This window comes from Nocardiopsis moroccensis, assembly GCF_055763695.1.
The window spans coordinates 3,366,355-3,383,182 of sequence record NZ_CP199747.1; the positions used below are offsets into that span (position 1 = coordinate 3,366,355).

A 16,828-nucleotide genomic window follows, 5' to 3' on the forward strand; every position below is an offset into this window, starting at 1 on the left:
CGTACCCGCGCGGTCGAGCAGCGCCAGGCGTTCCGGTGGCGGTGCGCCGCTACGACCACCGCCGGTTCCGCGCCGCGCTCCACGGCCCTCCCGCGCACCCGAGAACCCCGTGGGCCGACTAACCCGTCCACAGGTCCTCGACGATGCGGGCGACCGCGTCCTCGGCGGTGCGGCCCGCACCGACCAGCGTGTCGGACGCGGCCCCGGTCCAGTCCCCGTAACCGATCAGGTGCAGCCGCGGCTCCCGGACGCTGCGGTTCCCGTCGACCGGGATCCGGCCGTCCGCGTCGAACGGCTCCAGCGGGGCCAGGTGGTCCAGGGCCGGACGGAACCCGGTACACCACAGGACCGCGTCGGTCTCCAGTTCGCTGCCGTCGGCCCAGGCCACGCCGGTCCGGGTGAGCCGCTCGAACATCGGCAGCGCCGTGAGGACTCCCCTGTCCCGCGCCCGGCGCACACTGGGCACCATGACGATGTCGCCCAGGGACGCGGCGCCCCGGCCCGCTCCCCCGCCCAGGGCGCGTTGTGTGTCCGCGTCGAACAGCACGCGGCCGTCCACGTCGTCGGGCATGAACCTGACCGGGCGCCGGGCGACCCACGTGGTGCGGGCGACCTCCGAGAGGTCCGCGAGGAGCTGGGCCGCGGAGTTGCCGCCGCCCACGACCGTCACCCGCTGCCCGGCGAACTCCTCCGGGCCGCGGTAGTCGGCCGTGTGCAGCTGTCGGCCCTCGAAGAGGTGCCGTCCGGGGTGGTCGGGAGTGTACGGGCGGCGCCAGGTCCCGGTCGCGCTGACCACGTGCCGGGCGCGCCACGTGCCCGTGGAGCCGACCACCTCCAGCGCCCCGTCTGCGCGGCGCACCCCGGTCACGGTCACCGGGCGGCGCACCGGCAGCTCGTAGCGGCTCTCGTACGCGGCCAGGTAGTCGGCGACGTGCCGCGCCGAGGGGAGCTCCTGCCCCGGCTCGCCCGGCATCCGCCAGCCCGGCAGGGAGCTGTGCTCGGCGGGGGAGATCAACCGCAGGGAGTCCCAGTAGTTGCTCCAGGCCCGGTCCCAGAAGCCGCCCGGCGCCCCCTGCCCGTCGAGGATGACGTAGTCGGCCCGCGCGCGTGCCAGGTGGTAGCCGGTGGCCAGCCCCGCCGGGCCGCCTCCGATCACGACGACGTCGGTCTCGGCGTCAGCGGATGCGACCACGTGTTCCCTCCGGGGTGTAGGAGTCGGCCGACTGCTGCGTGACTGGTGCGGCGTCGGGGTCGGCTTCCCAGTGTCGACGACGTGCCGTCCCCAGCGACCGGGGGGCCGGGCGAGAGCGGACACCGGCAGGTCGTGACGGACCCAACAGACAAACTGTGAGTAGCATTCTGAACACCAATAGCTACAGTCCGTTGTCGATCCGCCTTGGAGTCCGTATGAAGCCGCCCTTCAGACCGCACCAGCTGGCCCTGCGCATCGCCACCGGCGCCTCCATCCTCAACTCGGGACTGGACAAGCGGGGCGCCGACGAGGACACCGCGATGGGACTGCACGGGATGGCGGTCGGCACGTACCCGTTCCTGGACAAGGTCGACCCGGCCACCTTCACCAGGCTCCTGTCCGCCGGGGAGATCGCCCTGGGCACCGCTCTGCTGGTGCCGCTCGTGCCGAGCAGGCTCGCCGGTGCGGGGCTGAGCGCCTTCGCCGCCGGCCTGCTCGGCCTCTACCTGCGCACACCCGGGATGCACAAGCCCCGGAGCCTGGCCCCCACCCCGGACGGCCTGCCCCTGTCCAAGGACCTGTGGCTGCTCGGCGCCGGGCTCTCCCTGGTCCTGGAGGGCTGCGAGCGGGACTGACGCACGCTCCCTCGCGCCCGGGCGGGGCCGGTGCCGGTGCGGGGTTCCCGGAGCGGTCCTGTTGAACGGTGGTCAACTAGTGTGGTGCGCGCCTCACCCCCTCCGACCCGAAGGGTTCCCCGTGCCCCCTGCCACCCCCTCGTCCCCCTCCCGTCGTACGGCGCTCGTCACCGGAGCCTCCTCCGGCATCGGGGCGGCGGTGGCCGCGGCACTGGTCGGCCGCGGCTACCGCGTGTTCGGAACCAGCCGCGACCCCGCGACGGTCGCCGATCCGGTCCCGGGGGTCGAGTACCTGCCCCTGGACCTGACCGACTACGAGTCCGTGGAGGCGTGCGCCAGGGCCGCGGGCGAGGTGGACGTCCTGGTCAACAACGCGGGCGAGAGCCAGAACGGCCCGATCGAGGAACTGCCGATGGCGGCGGTGGAGCGGGTGTTCCGGCTCAACGTGTTCGGCGCGGTCCGCCTCACCCAGCTGGTCCTGCCGGGGATGCGCTCTCGCGGGTACGGGCGCGTGGTCATGGTCGGCTCGATGCTGGCGAGTTTCCCGCTGGCGTACCGCTCCTCGTACGTGGCCGCCAAGGCGGCGATGAAGGGTTTCGCGGACGCCGCGCGGCGCGAGGTGTCGCCGTTCGGGGTGGGCGTGACGACGGTGGAGCCGGGTTCGATCAACACCGGGATCAGTGAGCGCCGCACCCAGTACGTGGGTGAGGACTCCCCGTTCCGGGAGGAGTACCGGACCATGGTGAACGCGCTCAACGCCAACGAGGCCAAGGGGATCTCGGCGGAGCGGGTGGCCGCGACCGTGGTCGGGGCGATCGAGGCGAGGCGGCCGCGGCCGCTGTACGCCGTGGGCAGCAACGCCCCGCTCGTGTTCGCGCTGCGCCGTCTGCTGCCCCGCGCCGCGATGCTGCGGATCGTGGCCCGCAAGCACGGCCTGGGATGACGCGGGAATGACCTCAGGGCACAATCAGTGACACGGCGGGCTTCCCACACCCCTGAGCCCGCAGTCCCGTCATCCATTCCCGGGAGAGCGATGTTCACCTTCGAGAGCAGCGACGGCCTCACCGTGCATGTCCACGAGTGGCAGCCCGACGGCCCGCCGCGCGCAGTCGTGCAGCTGGCACACGGCATGGGCGAGCACGCCCTGCGTTACGCTCCCCTGGCCAGGGCACTCAACGAGCGCGGGTACACGGTGTACGCCAACGACCACCGGGGCCACGGAGCCACCATGCACGCCGCGCCCGGCCACCTGGGCGCGGACGGCTGGAACCTGCTGGTCGCCGACATGGCCGCGCTCTCCCGGATCCTGCGCGACCGCCACCCCGGCCTGCCCCTGGTACTGATCGGGCACAGCCTGGGTTCCTTCGCCACCCAGCAGTACCTGCTCGAACACGCCGACCTGCTCACCGGAGCGGCGCTCAGCGGCACCACCGCCGCGGACCTGTTCCTGGACTCGGTCCCGCCGGGCACCACCGACCTCGACGAGGTGTTCAACGCCCCCTTCCAGCCGATCCGGACCAGAGCGGACTGGATCAGCCGCGACGAAGAGCAGGTCGACCTGTACGTCGCCGATCCCCTGTGCGGGTTCGCGCTGGACGAGGACGGACTGACGGGGTTGGCCGCCGCGGCCTTCGGCCCGCTCACGGACCCCTCGGGGCTGCGAGGCGACCTGCCCGTATACGTCCTGGTCGGGGACCAGGACCCGCTCAACCACCGGTTGGAGTTCAGCGACGCGCTGGTCGAGCGCTATCGCAAGGCGGGCGTCACCGACCTCGTGTACCGCACCTACCCGGGGGCGCGGCACGAGGTGCTCAACGAGACCAACCGGGCGGAGGTCGTCGGTGAGCTGGTGGAGTGGGTGGATCGGGTGACCGGCGCCTGAGCTGGTCCCTTAGGTTGGCCTCAGCAAGGCATCCGACCGACCGGAGGTACACGCGTGACCAGTGTCGTCAAGTTCAACGTCCTGACCGTCCCCGAGGGCGAGGGCTCCACGCTGGAGGAGCGTTTCGCCAAGCGCGCGGGGCTGGTGGAGGACCAGGAGGGGTTCGAGGAGTTCCAGCTCCTGCGCCCCGTCGAGGGCACCGACAAGTACCTGGTGTACACCCGCTGGCGGTCCGAGGAGGACTTCCAGAACTGGGTGAACGGCCGGGCCTTCCAGAAAGGCCACGCCCAGGCCGCGGCCGACGCGAAGAAGGACGGCCACGCCTCCGGCGGGCACGGCGGTCCGGCGGCGAGCAACAGCGAGATCTGGGGCTTCGAGGTCGTCCAGCACGTCACCGCCCGGAGCTGAACCCGGTCGCCCTCCCCTCCCGGCCGGTACGTGTGACCGGCCGGGAGGGCGGGCGCGGGAAACGGGCACGGGCCTCACCCCGGTTTGCGGGCCTCGATCAGGTGGCGGGCGGAGTGGGCCACGAACGGGCCGTGCGCCGTGATCCGCTCGTGCAGCTCCCGCAGCCGGTCGCGGTAGCCGTCCACGGTGAAGTCGGGCACCATCCACACGACCTTGCGCAGGAAGTACACGATTGCTCCGACGTCGTGGAACTCCATCCTGAGCCGCTCGGCCCTGAGGTCGACGACCTCCAGCCCGGCCGCCTCGGCCCCGGCCGCTTCCCGGTCCGGGTGGCGTGCTTCGCGGACCTCCTCCGGCTGCGGGCCGAGGAAGTACTCGACCAGCTCGAACACGCTCGACGGCCCGACGTGCTGTGCCAGGTAGGTGCCGCCGGGGGTGAGGACGCGGGCGATCTCCTCCCACCGGACGGTCACCGGGTGGCGGCACACGACCAGGTCGAAGGCGGCGTCGGCGAAGGGCAGCGGGGGTTCGTCCGGGTCGGCGACCACGGCCACCCCTCTGGGGTGCAGGAGACGGGTGGCCTTGGCGACGTTGGGCGGCCACCCCTCGGTGGCGACGGTCAGCGGCGGGTGTCCGGGGATCCCGGCGAGGACCTCGCCGCCCCCGGTCTGGATGTCGAGGGCGGCGGAGGCGCGGGCCATCCGCTCACCCATGAGGCGCTGGTAGCCCCAGGAGGGGCGCTGCTCGGTGGCACGGCCCTCGAACCAGGAGAAGTCCCAGCCCTCGGTCGGCTCGGCTGCGGCCCCGGCGAGGAGCTCGTCGAAGGTTCTGCTCATCCGCACATCCTCCTCCCAGGTCAGGCCCCGGAGCCACCGGTTTTCGTCCCGCCGTGCCCGGTGTCCCCCACCCGGTTGCCGGAGCTCGGTGGTGGGACGCCAGGATGGTTCGTTATGAGAACGCTCGCCCGGCGTGCGCGGCACGCCTTTCCCCTGTCCGCCGTGACCGCCGGGCTCATCGCCGTCCTGGTCGGTGTGACGAGCTCGGCCGCGATCGTGTTCACCGCCGCCGAGGCCGCCGGAGCCTCCCCCGGGGAGATCGCCTCGTGGATGCTCGCACTGGGCGTGGGCATGGCCGTGACCTGCGTGGGCCTGTCCCTGCGTTACCGGGCCCCCGTGGTGACCGCCTGGTCCACGCCGGGGGCCGCCCTGCTGGCGGTCGGATTGGACGGGGTGACCATGGCACAGGCCGTGGGCGCCTTCCTGTTCTCGGCCGCGCTCATCACGCTGAGCGGGGTGACGGGATGGTTCGAGCGGGTGATGGACCGTATCCCGGTGCCGCTGGCCGCGGGGTTGCTGGCGGGGGTGCTGCTGCAGTTCGGGATCGGGCTGTTCACCAGCATGGAGGGAGACTTCGCGGTGGTGTTCGCGATGTTCACGGTGTACCTGCTGTGTCGCCGGTGGCTTCCCCGGTACGCGGTCCTGCTCTCCCTGCTCGCCGGTGGCCTGGTGGCCGCCGCACAGGGCTCCCTGCGGTTGGGGGCGGTGGAACTCGCCCTGGCCGCGCCCGTGTTCGTCGCCCCCGAGTTCTCCCTGCCGGTGCTGGTCAGTGTCGGCCTGCCGCTGTTCGTGGTGACGATGGCCTCGCAGAACCTGCCAGGGGTGGCGGTGCTGCGCGGCGACGGCTACCGGGTGCCGATCTCCCCGGTGATCGGGTGGACCGGGGCGACCAACCTGGTCCTGGCCCCGTTCGGCTGCTACGGGATGAACCTGGCCGCGATCACCGCGGCGATCTGCACGGGACCGCAGGCCCACCCGGACCGGGAGCGCCGCTACCTCGCCGGGGTCTGGGCGGGTGTCTTCTACCTGTGCGTGGGGTTGTTCGGCGCGACCGTGGCGTCGCTGCTGGCCACACTGCCGTCGACGCTGGTGCTGGCGATCGCCGGGCTGGGGCTGCTGGGCACGATCGGCGGTTCGCTGGCCTCGGCGGTCTCCGACGAGGGGTCCCGGGAAGCCGCGGTGGTGACGTTCCTGGCGACGGCCTCCGGGTTCACCCTGTTCGGGGTGGGGTCGGCCTTCTGGGGCCTGCTCGCCGGGGCCCTCACCCTGCTGGTGACCCGCCCGCGCCGGGCTGCGGCCGGGGTGGCGGAGCAGACCGCGGACGAGCCCCCGCGGGAAGCGCCGCCCCGGGACCCCCTGCGGTAAAGGGCTTGCGGGAACGGACGCCCCGCCGCTATAAATGCTGGGGCCGCGTCCGACCCCCGGCGCGGCGGAGACCAGAGAGGAGGCACATCCGATGTTCCCCGTGATCACCGCGTCCGTGTCCTCCCGGGTCGGCGACCACCGCTGACCCCGGCGACGGCGGGCGCACACACCGAAGGTGCTGCCTTGACCGTTCTTCCGAACGCCCTGACCGTCCGTCCCATCACCGGCCCCGAAGAGCTGGAGCTCTTCAACCGGCTGCCCTACGTGCAGAACCCCGAGTTCGCCGACGACCTCGCCAAGGGTCGCCGCCGCCCCTCCTGGATGTGGGTGGCCCTCGACGGCGACCGGCTCCTGGCCCGCCTGTCCTGGTGGTGCCGCGACCAGGACGACGCCCCCTTCCTGTTGGACGTCCTCGACGTGGACGACAGCACCCGCGACGTGGACCGTGTCGGCGTGGCCGAACACCTGCTGCGCACCGCGAACGAGGCCCTCTTCCCGGAGGGCGCCCCGGTCCCCCAGGGCACTCCCCCACCCGAGTACCTGCGTTTCGTCCCCGCCGACTGGCGTGAGGACGAGGCGGCCCGGCGCGCGGTGGAGGACCGTGTGCACGCGGTCGAGCGGGTGGGCGCCGTCCCGCTCGTCGAGCGCCTGCGCTACGAGTGGTTCGCCGGGTATCCGGTCCCCCGGCCGAGCGGGCGCCTGCGGTTCCGCGGGATCGAGGGAACCGAGGACATCCTCGGCCTCATGGCCCGCGCCCTGGAGGGGACCCTGGACGCCCACGACCGCGCCGACCTCGACGGCAAGTCCGCCGAGGAGGTCGCCGCGGCCAACTTCGCCGACGAGTTCGCCAACTACACGACGCCCCGGGCCTGGTGGCGGGTGGCGACGCTCCCCGGCGGCGAGCCGGTGGGCTTCGTCATCCCCGCCCGCAACGCCTACCACCCGATCATCGCCTACATCGCGGTGCTGCCCGAGCACCGTGGCAACGGCTACATCGACGACCTGCTCGCCGAGGGCACCCGGGTGCTGGCCGAGGAGGGTGTTGCCAACGTCCGGGCCACCACGGACGTCGGCAACGTACCGATGGCCGAGGCGTTCACCCGGGCGGGCTACGACACCGTCAGCGCCGTGATGAACATGACCTGGACGAAATAGCGGCGCACGCGCGGGCGGGGGCGTAGGAACGCCCCCCGCCCGCGCGTGGGCTCTGCGGTGCCGTCTGCTCCGCGAAGGTGTCGTTCGGCGCTACCGGGCCCCGGCGATGATCCGCCCGGTCTCGGCGACCGCGGCGAGGAGGTCCTGGGGGTCGGCGGTCATCCCGGCGACCGCGAGGTCCACCTCCTCCAGCCCGGCGCCGGCGAGCAGGGTCCTGTCGCTGGTCGCCCACTCGCCGCGGGCGGCCAGTACGGCGTGCGCGGTCTGCGAGGCGGCCTGGGCGATCAGCCCCGCGCACTGGGCCACCCGCCCGTACGGCGCGTGGTCGTGTTCGGCGCAGGCGAGGTTGGCCGAGGCGAGCCCGCGCCAGAGGGGCGGGGCACTCCGGCGGAGCGCGTCCGGGTAGCCGGGCCGGGGCAGGTCACCGACCAGGACCCGGCCGACGGCGAGTTCGGCGACGAGCAGGTAGGTGGGGACGCCCACCAGGTGGAACATGAGCGGTTCGATCCGGAACCGGCCCTGTTCGGCCTCGGCCAGTTCGTGTTCGACCGCGTCGAGGTCGCGGTAGTGGACGTCCACGGCCCGGCCGTCGATCCGCAGCCGGGCACCACCGTTGAACACGCCCTCGCTCCGGCCGCCGTTCTCGGGGACCTCGCCCTCCCACCCGGTCTCCCGCAACGCCCGGGGATCGAACCTGCCCCCGGAACCCCGGTGGTAGAGGGCGAGGTCCCAGTCGCTGTCCGGCCGGTGGGTGCCCTGGGCCCGCGAGCCGCCCAGGGAGACCGCCTCGACCCCGGGGAGGGCGGCGAGTCGGTCGGCGGTGGCGGAGAGGAAGCGTTCATCGGGGCCGGCACGGCCGTCGGTGTGGGTCATGCCTCCATGGTGCCCTGCCCGGCTCCCCCGCCGCCCCGCCTGACCCCGCCCGGTCCCCGGGCCGCGGTCAGGCGGGTCCGCCGGTCTCCCGGCCGCCGACCCCGTTGGTCCCGCTCTCGGGACCGCTCGGACCGCCTCCGGCATCACGCTGCTGATCGCGCCGCATTCGACGGGACCGCGCCGTCAGGGGCGCCTTGCGCTGCCGTTGGACACCGGAACCCTCGGCGAACTCCGCCTGGAGGGACTTCACCAGCGCGGCCATCATGAAGAAGCCGATCACGAAGAACGGCAGTCCGAACACGATGATCGTCTGTTGCAGCGCGTCGAGTCCCCCTTCGCCGGACGCCGTGAGGACCGTGGCGGCGACCACCCCCTCGGTGATACCCCAGAACACCCGCTGGCGGGTCGGGGACTCCGACGTGCCGGAGCAGAGCATGTCCACCACCAGGGACGCCGAGTCCGAGGAGGTGGTGAAGAAGATGACCACGATGACGATGGCTATCACCGAGAGCAGCGTCGTCAGCGGGTAGTGGGTCAGGAAGGCGAAGAGCGCGCCGGGGATGTCCCCCTGGTCCACGACCTCCTCGACCAGGCCGCCGCCCTGGTTCATCTCGATGTCGAAGGAGGAGAGCCCGAACACGCTGAACCAGACGATGCTGAACGCGGTGGGCAGCCCCAACACCCCCAGGACGAACTCCCGGATGGTGCGCCCCTTGGAGATGCGGGCGATGAAGATCCCCACGAACGGCGACCAGGTGATGGTCCAAGCCCAGTAGAAGACCGTCCAGGTGCCCTGCCACCCCGTGTTCCCGAACGCGTCGTTCCAGAACGAGAGCGGGATCAGCCATTCCAGGTAGATACCGGTGGTCTCGATGACGCCCTTGGCCAGGAACAGGGAGGACCCGGCGAAGAACACGAAGAGGAGCAGCCCGACCGCCATCACGATGTTGATGGAGGAGAGCCACTTGATGCCGGTGTCCAGCCCGGTCATCACGGAGATCACCGCGATCAGGGTGATGACGGAGATGAGGATGATCTGGGTGAGGCGGCTCTCCTCGATACCGAACAGCGTGTTGAGCCCGCTGTTGATCTGCATGGTGCCCAGACCGATGGTCACCGCCACACCGAACAGGGTGCCCAGCACCGCGAAGATGTCGATGAGCCGGCCGAAGGGGCCGTTGATCCGCTCACCGAGGAAGGGGTAGAAGATCGAGCTGACCCGGAAGGGCAAGCCCTTGCGGTAGACGAAGTAGGCGAAGGCCAGGGCCGGCAGGCAGAAGATCGTCCAGGTGTGCAGCCCGAAGTGGTAGAGCGTGAACCCCATGGCCTGTTCCGCGGCCTGGACCGTTCCGGGTTCGACGTTGCCCTGCGGCGGGTTGGCGAAATGGCTGATCGGTTCGGCCACGCCCCAGAACATGAGGATGCTGCCGATACCGGCCGCGAACAGCATGCAGAACCAGGTGAGGTTGCTGTACTCGGGTTTGCTGTCCGGTGAGCCGAGACGGACGTGCCCGAACCGGCTGAGCGAGATCCAGATCAGGAAGATGAGGAAGCTCGTCACACCGAGGATGTAGAGCCAGCCCAGTCGGGACAGGATCCAGCCCGAGGTGGCGCCGAAGACCAGGTCCACCGTGTCGGTGAAGGCGATGGCGCACACGACGAACAGGACGGTCAGTGCGGCCGATATGAAGAAGATCGCCGGATTGGTTTCCAATCCCAGCTTGTGTGCCAGCTTTTCGAACATGCCGACTGCTTTCTGGTTTACCGGTTTTGTCCGACAACGCGGTCCGACCCTTCCACCCCGCTGTCTGCCTCGGGCAAGGATACGCACCGGGAAGAGCTTTTCCCCTCCCTCCTTGCCGTTGCACGGACACCAGAACCATTTTCTCCGGACATAAACCAGAAAAAGCAAAAAGCATCCTGAACCTACTCAAAGACCAAAAAGAATGACAAAAGCACGCACGTTCGGAGCACCCCTCCGAGCACGGGGGATTCGTGGCGGATGTACGGGGAAGGAGCCCCTTCGCACCCCGACCGAAGACCGCCGTCCGACCCCCGGGAGCCCCTCTTGGACGCTGTGCTGTTCGACATGTTCGGTGTGGTCGCCATGGACCAGTCACCGACGGCCCGCGAGGCGATGGTGGAGTACTCCGGACACAGCCACGACGCCTTCTGGTCCGCCTACTGGGCGCCGCGCCAGGACTACGACCGAGGCGACCTGGACGGACCCGCCTACTGGAAGGCGGTGGGCGAGCTGCTCGGCACCGCCTTCTCCCTGGACCGGGTCGAGCGGCTCCTCTCCCTGGACCTGGAGAGCTGGTCACGGGTGAACGAGGACTCGGTGGAGCTGGTTTCGGAGCTCGCCGACGCGGAGGTCCCGCTCGGGCTGCTCTCGAACATCCCCCCGGAACTGGCCGCCCGCTTCGAGGAGCGCCACGCGCGCGTGCTGGAGCTGTTCCCGGTGCTGGGACTCTCCTGCCGGATCGGGCACGCCAAACCGGAGGCGGACGCCTACCGGTGGTGCCTGGAGCGCATGGGCGCCCCGGCCGGGGACGTGCTGTTCGTGGACGACAACCGGTCCAACGTCGAGGCCGCCCGGGCACTCGGGCTCCGGGGGCACGTGTTCACCTCGGTGCCGGAGCTGCGCCGGGCGCTGGGCCGCCCCTGAGGACCCCACCCCAGCGGTACCTGGGCACGAACACCCGGCGCACGGATAACCGGCCCCTCGGAGCGCGGTCCGGTGACGACCGTCCGGCCGTCACCGGTGGCCGCTCGTCCGGTGGCCCGCGGGCCGGGCAGGACTCAGGCGTCGAGCTCGCGGAGGAGTTCGGCCACCTTCTCGGGCTGCTCGTACAGGGACAGGTGCCCGGCCCCTTCGATGGTGTGCACACCCGTGTCGAGGAACCGGCGGGCCGGACCGTGCAGGCGGGCGGGCGAGAAGAACGGGTCGTGTGAACCGGTGGCCACCCGGACCGGGGTTCCGGCCCAGGCCAGGAAGGACTCCGCCTGCAGCGGGGTCGGCGTGGAGTGGGTGCGGCAGTGGCGCGAGACCAGGGTCAGCCACTCCGCCTCGGACCGGTGCTCCGCGCAGCCGGTGTCCGTGGACGGTCCACTGAGGAACTCTATGAGCCGGTTGCTGGTCTGCTCGTTGGGGTGGAGCATCCACGGCAGAGTGACGCGCATCGACTCCGAGCTGACGCCGGCCGCGGTCAACCCGGCGGGGTTGAGCAGCAGCATTCCGGCGACGAGCGGGTTCGGGGTCGAGGACAGCGCGATCGCCGCGCCCCGGGAGTGGCCCAGGACGATGACCGGCTCGTCGGTGATCCGGGGCAGCAGTTCGTCGAGCCACTCACCGTAGGCACCGATCCGGGAACCGGAGGTCCGCTGGCTACAGCTCAGCCCGGGCTGCCCCGGAGGGTCGACCAGCAGCACCGGCCGCTCCGCGGCGAGCGCGCGGGCCGCGGGAACCGTGGTGGCGGCGTTGAAGTTGGTGCCCGACAGGACCAGGACCGGGGTGCCGGTCCCGCCCGAGGCGCGGAAGGCCTGCGTGGGGCCCAGCCGGGTCTGCACGGGAGGGAGGGGCCCGAGTTCGGGCCACTGGCTGAGGGCTCTGTGACACCAGGCGTGCACGGACCGCTCGGCTGTTTCGGAGCGGTAGACACGCGCGGCGCGGAGGGGGACGACGGTCATGGATCTGATTTCGCCTAGAGAGAGATGTGGTGTCCGCCGCGTGAACTTCCCCGGCGCACCAGAGAGGACTGTACGCCTCTGTCCGACCTCTCGCCACCCCGGGACCGGGGTCCCCGTCCTGGTGTCGCCGACCAGCCGCGTACGACGTATTCCTACCCTCCGTCCGGGGCCCCCTGTTGCGCGTGTTCTCCCCGGGTCGGGAGTCGATGCTCCCGACCGAAAGCGGCCATTCGCCCCAGCGGGGTTTACCCCGACCGGATCCGGCCTCAGGCGTGTTCGCGCAGCCGAAGGGCCCGCCGAGCAGTGCTCGACGGGCCCGGGGACGGGGGCCGCCGGGGCGGGCCGCCGCTGCGCCGCCCGGCCGCCCCGCGAAGACCTAGTTGAGCGTGTCGGGGTCCGGGCCGATGCGGCCGCCGCGGTCCAGCGAACCGATCCGCTCCATGTCCTCGGCGGTGAGCTCGAAGTCGAACACGTCGAAGTTCTCCCGGATCCGCGACGGGGTCACGGACTTGGGGATGACGACGTTGCCGAGCTGCAGGTGCCAGCGCAGCACGACCTGGGCGGCGGACTTGCCGTGCTTGGCGCCGAGTTCGGCCAGCACGGGGTCCTCCAGCAGGCCCTTGCCCTGGCCCAACGGGCTCCAGGCCTCGGTCAGCACGCCCTCGGCGCTGTTGGCCGCGCGCATCCCGCTCTGCGCGAAGTAGGGGTGCAGCTCGATCTGGTTGATCGCGGGCACGACCTCGGTCTCGGCGACCAGGCGCTTCAGGGTGCCGGCGGTGAAGTTGGACACGCCGATGGCCTTGGCCCGGCCCTCCGCGTGGATGCGCTCCAGCGCCTTCCAGGTGTCGACGTAGGTGTCGCGCTCGGGGGTCGGCCAGTGGATCAGGTACAGGTCCACGTAGTCGGTGCCCAGGCGCTCCAGGCTGGCGTCGAAGGCCTTCAGGGCCCTGTCGTAGCCCTGGTCGTCGTTCCACAGCTTGGTGGTGAGGAAGATGTCCTCACGGGCCACGCCGGACTCGGCGATGGCACGGCCGGTGCCCTTCTCGTTGTCGTAGATCCGGGCGGTGTCGATGCTGCGGTAGCCGACCTCGAGGGCGGTCGTGACGGCGCTGTGGGCCTCGTCGTCGGGGACCTGCCAGACACCGAAACCGAGCTGCGGCATGGGGAGGCCGTTGTTCAGCGTGACGTGCTGCAAAAGGGGTGCCTTTCGAAGGTTGCGGGTGCGCCGCGGCCGTGGCTGTGGCCGTGCCCCGGCGGTGGCCGTGCCGCGGCGGGTGTGCCGGGGCCGTTCCGGACCCCATGATGCCGACCTGGAGTGCACTCCAGGCAAACCGGGAGAACCAGGAGGGCACCCGGGTCGGGTGCCATGGCGGGCTCCGGGCGCCATGGCGGGCCGCGGGGCTCCGGGTGGTCACGGAGCCCCGCGGGACCGGGCCCTCAGGCGGGCAGGCGCACCAGCATCTTGCCGGTGTTGGCACCGCGCATCATGCCGAGGAACGCGTCGACCGCGTTGTCGATCCCCTCGACCACGGTCTCCTCGGTGCGCAGGCTGCCCTCGGCCAGCCACCGGGCGGCGTTCTTCTGGTACTCGGGGGCCAGGTCGCCGTGGTCTCCCACGAGGAAGCCCTGGAGCTTGATGCGCTTGCCGACCAGCAGCCCGAGGTTGTCCGGTCCGGGCGCGGGCTCGGTGTCGTTGTAGGACGAGATGGCCCCGCACAGCGCGGCGCGGCCGTGGACGCGCATGCCCTGGATGGCGGCGCGCAGGTGGTCCCCGCCGACGTTGTCGAAGTAGACGTCGATGCCCTCGGGGGCGGCCTCGGCGAGCTGGCCCTCGAGGTCGCCCTCGCGGTAGTCGATGGCGGCGTCGTAGCCGAACTCCTCCACCAGGCGACGCTTCTTCTCGGGGCCGCCGGCGGAGCCGACCACCTTCGAGGCGCCGAGCTGCTTGGCGATCTGGCCCGCGAGGCTGCCGACCGCGCCCGCGGCGCCGGAGACGAACACCACGTCGCCCTCCTTGAGCCCGGCGACGGCGGTCAGGCCCGCGTAGGCGGTGAGGCCGACCATGCCGAGCGCGCCGAGGTAGGCCTGGGCGGGTGCGGCGTCGGTGTCGACGACCTTGGCCCGCTCGGCGTCCATGAGCGCGTACTGGCGCCAGCCCTGGAAGTGCAGGACGCTGGCGCCGACGGGAACCTCGGGGCTCTCGGAGGCGACCACGGTGCCGACCGCGCCGCCCTCCATGACCTCGCCGAGTTTGAAGGGCGGCACGTAGGACTTCACATCGTTCATGCGGCCGCGCATGTAGGGGTCGACCGACATCCAGTCGTTGCGGACCAGGATCTGGCCCGGGCCGGGGTCGGCGACGGTGGTCTCGACCACGGAGAAGTCCTCGGGCCTGGGCTCTCCGACGGGCCGGGCGACGAGGTGGACTTCCTTGGAAACGGGCATGGTTGGAGCACTCCCCCTGAAAGCGATTTCGTGGGACCGGGTCCGGTACGACCACGCGTTCACGACACTAGACCCGGATGACATACGACGACCAATAGAATCGGCGAGGTGACCTATAAGATTTCCAATAGTTCGGTCTCCTCCGAGACCGTGCCCGCGGCGGACGGCCCCCTGGACCTCCAGCTGCTCCGCACCTTCCTGGCCGTGCACCGCTCCGGTTCCTTCACGGCCGCGGCCCAGTTGTTGCGCCTCTCACAACCCACTGTGACCACCCAGATCCGCACACTGGAGCGCCGTCTGGGGCACGAGCTCTTCGAGCGCCTCCCCCGCGGTGTGGCTCCCACCGCCGACGCGAACGACCTCGCCGCCCGAGTGTCGGGGCCGCTCGACGACCTGGAGCGGGTGGCGATCCACAACGCGCCGCATTCCTCCGCCCTGCCGCCCGCACCGCTGCGGTTGGCCGGCCCGGCCGAACTGCTCGGCGAGCGTGTCCTGCCCGCCCTGTCCCCGATGGTGGCCGACCAGGACCTGCGGCTGCGCGTGCACACGGGGCTGGCCGACGAACTGTTGGAGGGGCTGCGGGCGGGGCGGCACGACCTGGTGCTGTCCACGGTCCGGCCCCGGGGCCGGACGGTGCTCGCCGAACCGCTGATGGACGAGGAGTTCGTCCTGGTCGCGGGGCCCTCCTGGGCGGAGCGGGTCGGGCTCGACCGGGTCCGGCGCCAGGGCTGCGCCGCCCTGTGCGGGGTCCCCCTGGTGGCCTACGCCGACGATCTGCCCATCGCCCGCCGCTACTGGCGGCACGTGTTCGGGGTGCGGCTGACGGTCGCCCCGGCGCTCACCGTGCCCGACCTGCGCTCGGTGATGGCCGCCGTGGCGGGTGGGGCGGGTGCGACCGTGCTGCCGCGCTACCTGTGCCAGGAGGCCCTGCTCGAAGGGAGCCTGGTCGCCCTGCTGGAACCGGAGGACCCGCCGTTCAACACGGTGTACCTGGCCCGGCGCCCCGGGGTGGACGAGAACCCGCACCTGGAGCAGGTCCGTTCCTTCCTGACCCGGGCCGCCCGCCACTGGTGACCGGGAGGCCGAACCGGGCCGCGCCGGGGCGCCCGTCTCGCTAGGTTGAACGCATGCTCATCATCGAACGCGCGCTGAGGACGGACGTGGCGGCGATCGTCGCCCTGCTGGCCGACGACCCCCTCGGCGCCCAGCGGGAGACCCCCGACGACCTGTCCCGTTACCTGGAGGCCTTCGAGGCCATCGACGCCGACCCCCACCAGTACCTGGCCGTGGCCCGCCGCGACGGCAGGGTGGTCGGCACCCTCCAACTCACCCTCGTCCCGGGCCTGTCCCGTCGGGGCGCCGCCCGCGCACAGGTGGAGGGGGTCCGGGTGCACGCCGACGAGCGCGGCGGCGGGCTGGGCAGCGAACTGTTGGAGTGGGCCGAACGCGAGGCCGGGGAACGCGGCTGTGTGATGATCCAGCTGACCTCGGACGCCAAGCGCAAGGACGCGCACCGCTTCTACGAACGGCTGGGCTACGAGGCCAGCCACGTCGGCTTCAAGAAGAGACTCGGCTGAGCCGCCGCGGGCGCCGGTCCCGGGGCCGGCGCCCGCCCGGCACCGTGACCGGATCCGTCCGGTCGGGGCCGGGATCGTGCCTGGTGCGGGGCGCGGCCCGCTGGGAGGGTTCGGAGTATGAGAACTGATTCCGGCACCGGCAGGGCACTCCTGGTCGTCGACGCACAGCGGTCCTTCCTCCAGCGCGAGAGCTGGCGGGCCGCCTCCGACCCCGGAATCGCCGGGCCGATCGGCCGCCTGGTCGACCACTTCCGTGACCGGGGCGACCGCCTCGTGTGGGTCCTGCACACCGAGCCCGGCAGCGGCACGGTGTTCGACCCCGAGCGCGGGTTCGTGGAGCCGATGCCCGGGCTGTCCCCCATGGACGGCGAGCCGGTGCTGACCAAGACCGCGCACAGCGCCTTCACCGGCACCGACCTGCAGCGCCTGCTCACGGGGTGGGGGATCGGGGAGGTCACCGTCTGCGGGGTGCGCACCGAACAGTGCTGCGAGACCACCACCCGTATGGGGTCGGAACTGGGGTTCGCCATGGTGTTCGCGGTGGACGCGACCGCGACCGAACCCCTTGAGGCGCCGGGGTCGCCGCCCGGCCGACCGCTCCAGGAGGTCCTCGACGACCCCGGCACCCTCCTGCCCCGGGTCGTCGTCACCCGCACCGTCTACGCCCTGTCCGGCCGCTTCGCGACCGTGCGCACGGTGGACGCGATCGTCGCGGGGACCACTTGAGCGGGGCGGGCCGACCGGCGCGCTCCCCCGACCGGCCCGGACGT

17 protein-coding genes are annotated in these 16,828 nt (G+C 71.7%); 10 read left to right on the forward strand and 7 right to left on the reverse strand.

Going from position 1 to position 16,828, the window contains the following annotated elements; translation table 11 throughout:
• Positions 1 to 118: 118 nt before the first annotated feature.
• Positions 119 to 1,192: an ArsO family NAD(P)H-dependent flavin-containing monooxygenase gene (locus ACUKCB_RS14970; protein WP_473036228.1), complete on the reverse strand. Its 1,074-nt coding sequence runs from the start codon at positions 1,190 to 1,192 to the stop codon at positions 119 to 121.
• 215 nt (positions 1,193 to 1,407) lie between these two features.
• Between ACUKCB_RS14970 and ACUKCB_RS14975 the strand changes: the two genes are divergently transcribed.
• From ACUKCB_RS14975 to ACUKCB_RS14990, 4 genes are all read left to right on the forward strand, one after another.
• The gene (locus ACUKCB_RS14975; RefSeq protein ID WP_452547128.1) at positions 1,408 to 1,827 is read left to right on the forward strand and encodes a hypothetical protein; all 420 of its coding nucleotides are present in this window, start codon (positions 1,408 to 1,410) and stop codon (positions 1,825 to 1,827) included.
• A gap of 121 nt (positions 1,828 to 1,948) precedes the next feature.
• The gene (locus ACUKCB_RS14980; RefSeq protein WP_473036229.1) at positions 1,949 to 2,770 is read left to right on the forward strand and encodes an SDR family oxidoreductase; all 822 of its coding nucleotides are present in this window, start codon (positions 1,949 to 1,951) and stop codon (positions 2,768 to 2,770) included.
• A 90-nt stretch (positions 2,771 to 2,860) separates the two neighbouring features.
• The gene (locus tag ACUKCB_RS14985) at positions 2,861 to 3,709 is read left to right on the forward strand and encodes an alpha/beta fold hydrolase (protein WP_473036230.1); all 849 of its coding nucleotides are present in this window, start codon (positions 2,861 to 2,863) and stop codon (positions 3,707 to 3,709) included.
• 54 nt (positions 3,710 to 3,763) lie between these two features.
• Positions 3,764 to 4,117: an antibiotic biosynthesis monooxygenase family protein gene (locus ACUKCB_RS14990; RefSeq protein WP_473036232.1), complete on the forward strand. Its 354-nt coding sequence runs from the start codon at positions 3,764 to 3,766 to the stop codon at positions 4,115 to 4,117.
• 74 nt (positions 4,118 to 4,191) lie between these two features.
• Here ACUKCB_RS14990 and ACUKCB_RS14995 read toward each other — a convergent pair whose 3' ends face one another.
• Positions 4,192 to 4,953, reverse strand: coding sequence for a class I SAM-dependent methyltransferase (locus ACUKCB_RS14995; RefSeq protein WP_473036233.1), 762 nt, complete (start codon positions 4,951 to 4,953; stop codon positions 4,192 to 4,194).
• Between the two features lie 114 nt (positions 4,954 to 5,067).
• Between ACUKCB_RS14995 and ACUKCB_RS15000 the strand changes: the two genes are divergently transcribed.
• Positions 5,068 to 6,318, forward strand: coding sequence for a benzoate/H(+) symporter BenE family transporter (locus ACUKCB_RS15000; protein WP_473036234.1), 1,251 nt, complete (start codon positions 5,068 to 5,070; stop codon positions 6,316 to 6,318).
• A gap of 183 nt (positions 6,319 to 6,501) precedes the next feature.
• The gene (locus tag ACUKCB_RS15005; RefSeq protein WP_473036235.1) at positions 6,502 to 7,473 is read left to right on the forward strand and encodes a GNAT family N-acetyltransferase; all 972 of its coding nucleotides are present in this window, start codon (positions 6,502 to 6,504) and stop codon (positions 7,471 to 7,473) included.
• 90 nt (positions 7,474 to 7,563) lie between these two features.
• Here the strand turns inward: ACUKCB_RS15005 and ACUKCB_RS15010 are convergent, their stop codons facing one another.
• Positions 7,564 to 8,346 carry a nucleotidyltransferase domain-containing protein gene (locus tag ACUKCB_RS15010; RefSeq protein WP_473036236.1) on the reverse strand — a complete coding sequence of 261 codons (783 nt, stop codon included), beginning with the start codon at positions 8,344 to 8,346 and terminating at the stop codon, positions 7,564 to 7,566.
• A gap of 67 nt (positions 8,347 to 8,413) precedes the next feature.
• Entirely contained in the window at positions 8,414 to 10,090 is a 1,677-nt protein-coding gene (locus tag ACUKCB_RS15015) for a BCCT family transporter (protein ID WP_473036237.1), read from the reverse strand.
• Positions 10,091 to 10,414: 324 nt separating this feature from the next.
• On the opposite strand from ACUKCB_RS15015, the gene ACUKCB_RS15020 reads away from it, so the two are divergent.
• Complete coding sequence (locus tag ACUKCB_RS15020) at positions 10,415 to 11,014, forward strand: HAD family hydrolase (RefSeq protein WP_473036238.1); 600 nt, start codon at positions 10,415 to 10,417, stop codon at positions 11,012 to 11,014.
• A gap of 134 nt (positions 11,015 to 11,148) precedes the next feature.
• Here the strand turns inward: ACUKCB_RS15020 and ACUKCB_RS15025 are convergent, their stop codons facing one another.
• The 3 genes from ACUKCB_RS15025 to ACUKCB_RS15035 all read right to left on the reverse strand — a co-directional run bounded on the left by ACUKCB_RS15025 (position 11,149) and on the right by ACUKCB_RS15035 (position 14,481).
• Positions 11,149 to 12,036, reverse strand: a complete 888-nt coding sequence (locus ACUKCB_RS15025) for an alpha/beta fold hydrolase (RefSeq protein ID WP_473036239.1) — start codon at positions 12,034 to 12,036, stop codon at positions 11,149 to 11,151.
• A gap of 376 nt (positions 12,037 to 12,412) precedes the next feature.
• Complete coding sequence (locus ACUKCB_RS15030; protein ID WP_473036240.1) at positions 12,413 to 13,231, reverse strand: aldo/keto reductase; 819 nt, start codon at positions 13,229 to 13,231, stop codon at positions 12,413 to 12,415.
• Between the two features lie 242 nt (positions 13,232 to 13,473).
• Positions 13,474 to 14,481: an NADP-dependent oxidoreductase gene (locus tag ACUKCB_RS15035; RefSeq protein ID WP_473036241.1), complete on the reverse strand. Its 1,008-nt coding sequence runs from the start codon at positions 14,479 to 14,481 to the stop codon at positions 13,474 to 13,476.
• Between the two features lie 171 nt (positions 14,482 to 14,652).
• On the opposite strand from ACUKCB_RS15035, the gene ACUKCB_RS15040 reads away from it, so the two are divergent.
• The 3 genes from ACUKCB_RS15040 (at position 14,653) to ACUKCB_RS15050 (ending at position 16,784) form a co-directional block, all read left to right on the forward strand.
• On the forward strand, positions 14,653 to 15,555 hold the full coding sequence (locus ACUKCB_RS15040; protein ID WP_473041016.1) for a LysR family transcriptional regulator: 903 nt from the start codon (positions 14,653 to 14,655) through the stop codon (positions 15,553 to 15,555).
• A gap of 53 nt (positions 15,556 to 15,608) precedes the next feature.
• Complete coding sequence (locus tag ACUKCB_RS15045; protein ID WP_473036242.1) at positions 15,609 to 16,058, forward strand: GNAT family N-acetyltransferase; 450 nt, start codon at positions 15,609 to 15,611, stop codon at positions 16,056 to 16,058.
• A gap of 117 nt (positions 16,059 to 16,175) precedes the next feature.
• Positions 16,176 to 16,784, forward strand: a complete 609-nt coding sequence (locus ACUKCB_RS15050; protein WP_473036243.1) for an isochorismatase family protein — start codon at positions 16,176 to 16,178, stop codon at positions 16,782 to 16,784.
• Positions 16,785 to 16,828 lie beyond the last annotated feature (44 nt).

Bases quoted from the DNA above. Each gene is read 5' to 3' on its own strand.
- ACUKCB_RS14985 (WP_473036230.1), top strand. From the start codon at position 2,861: ATGTTCACCTTCGAGAGCAGCGACGGCCTCACCGTGCATGTCCACGAG.
- ACUKCB_RS15035 (WP_473036241.1), bottom strand. From the start codon at position 14,481: ATGCCCGTTTCCAAGGAAGTCCACCTCGTCGCCCGGCCCGTCGGAGAG.
- ACUKCB_RS14995 (WP_473036233.1), bottom strand. From the start codon at position 4,953: ATGAGCAGAACCTTCGACGAGCTCCTCGCCGGGGCCGCAGCCGAGCCG.
- ACUKCB_RS15045 (WP_473036242.1), top strand. From the start codon at position 15,609: ATGCTCATCATCGAACGCGCGCTGAGGACGGACGTGGCGGCGATCGTC.
- ACUKCB_RS15015 (WP_473036237.1), bottom strand. From the start codon at position 10,090: ATGTTCGAAAAGCTGGCACACAAGCTGGGATTGGAAACCAATCCGGCG.
- ACUKCB_RS15025 (WP_473036239.1), bottom strand. From the start codon at position 12,036: ATGACCGTCGTCCCCCTCCGCGCCGCGCGTGTCTACCGCTCCGAAACA.
- ACUKCB_RS15000 (WP_473036234.1), top strand. From the start codon at position 5,068: ATGAGAACGCTCGCCCGGCGTGCGCGGCACGCCTTTCCCCTGTCCGCC.
- ACUKCB_RS14975 (WP_452547128.1), top strand. From the start codon at position 1,408: ATGAAGCCGCCCTTCAGACCGCACCAGCTGGCCCTGCGCATCGCCACC.
- ACUKCB_RS15050 (WP_473036243.1), top strand. From the start codon at position 16,176: ATGAGAACTGATTCCGGCACCGGCAGGGCACTCCTGGTCGTCGACGCA.
- ACUKCB_RS15010 (WP_473036236.1), bottom strand. From the start codon at position 8,346: ATGACCCACACCGACGGCCGTGCCGGCCCCGATGAACGCTTCCTCTCC.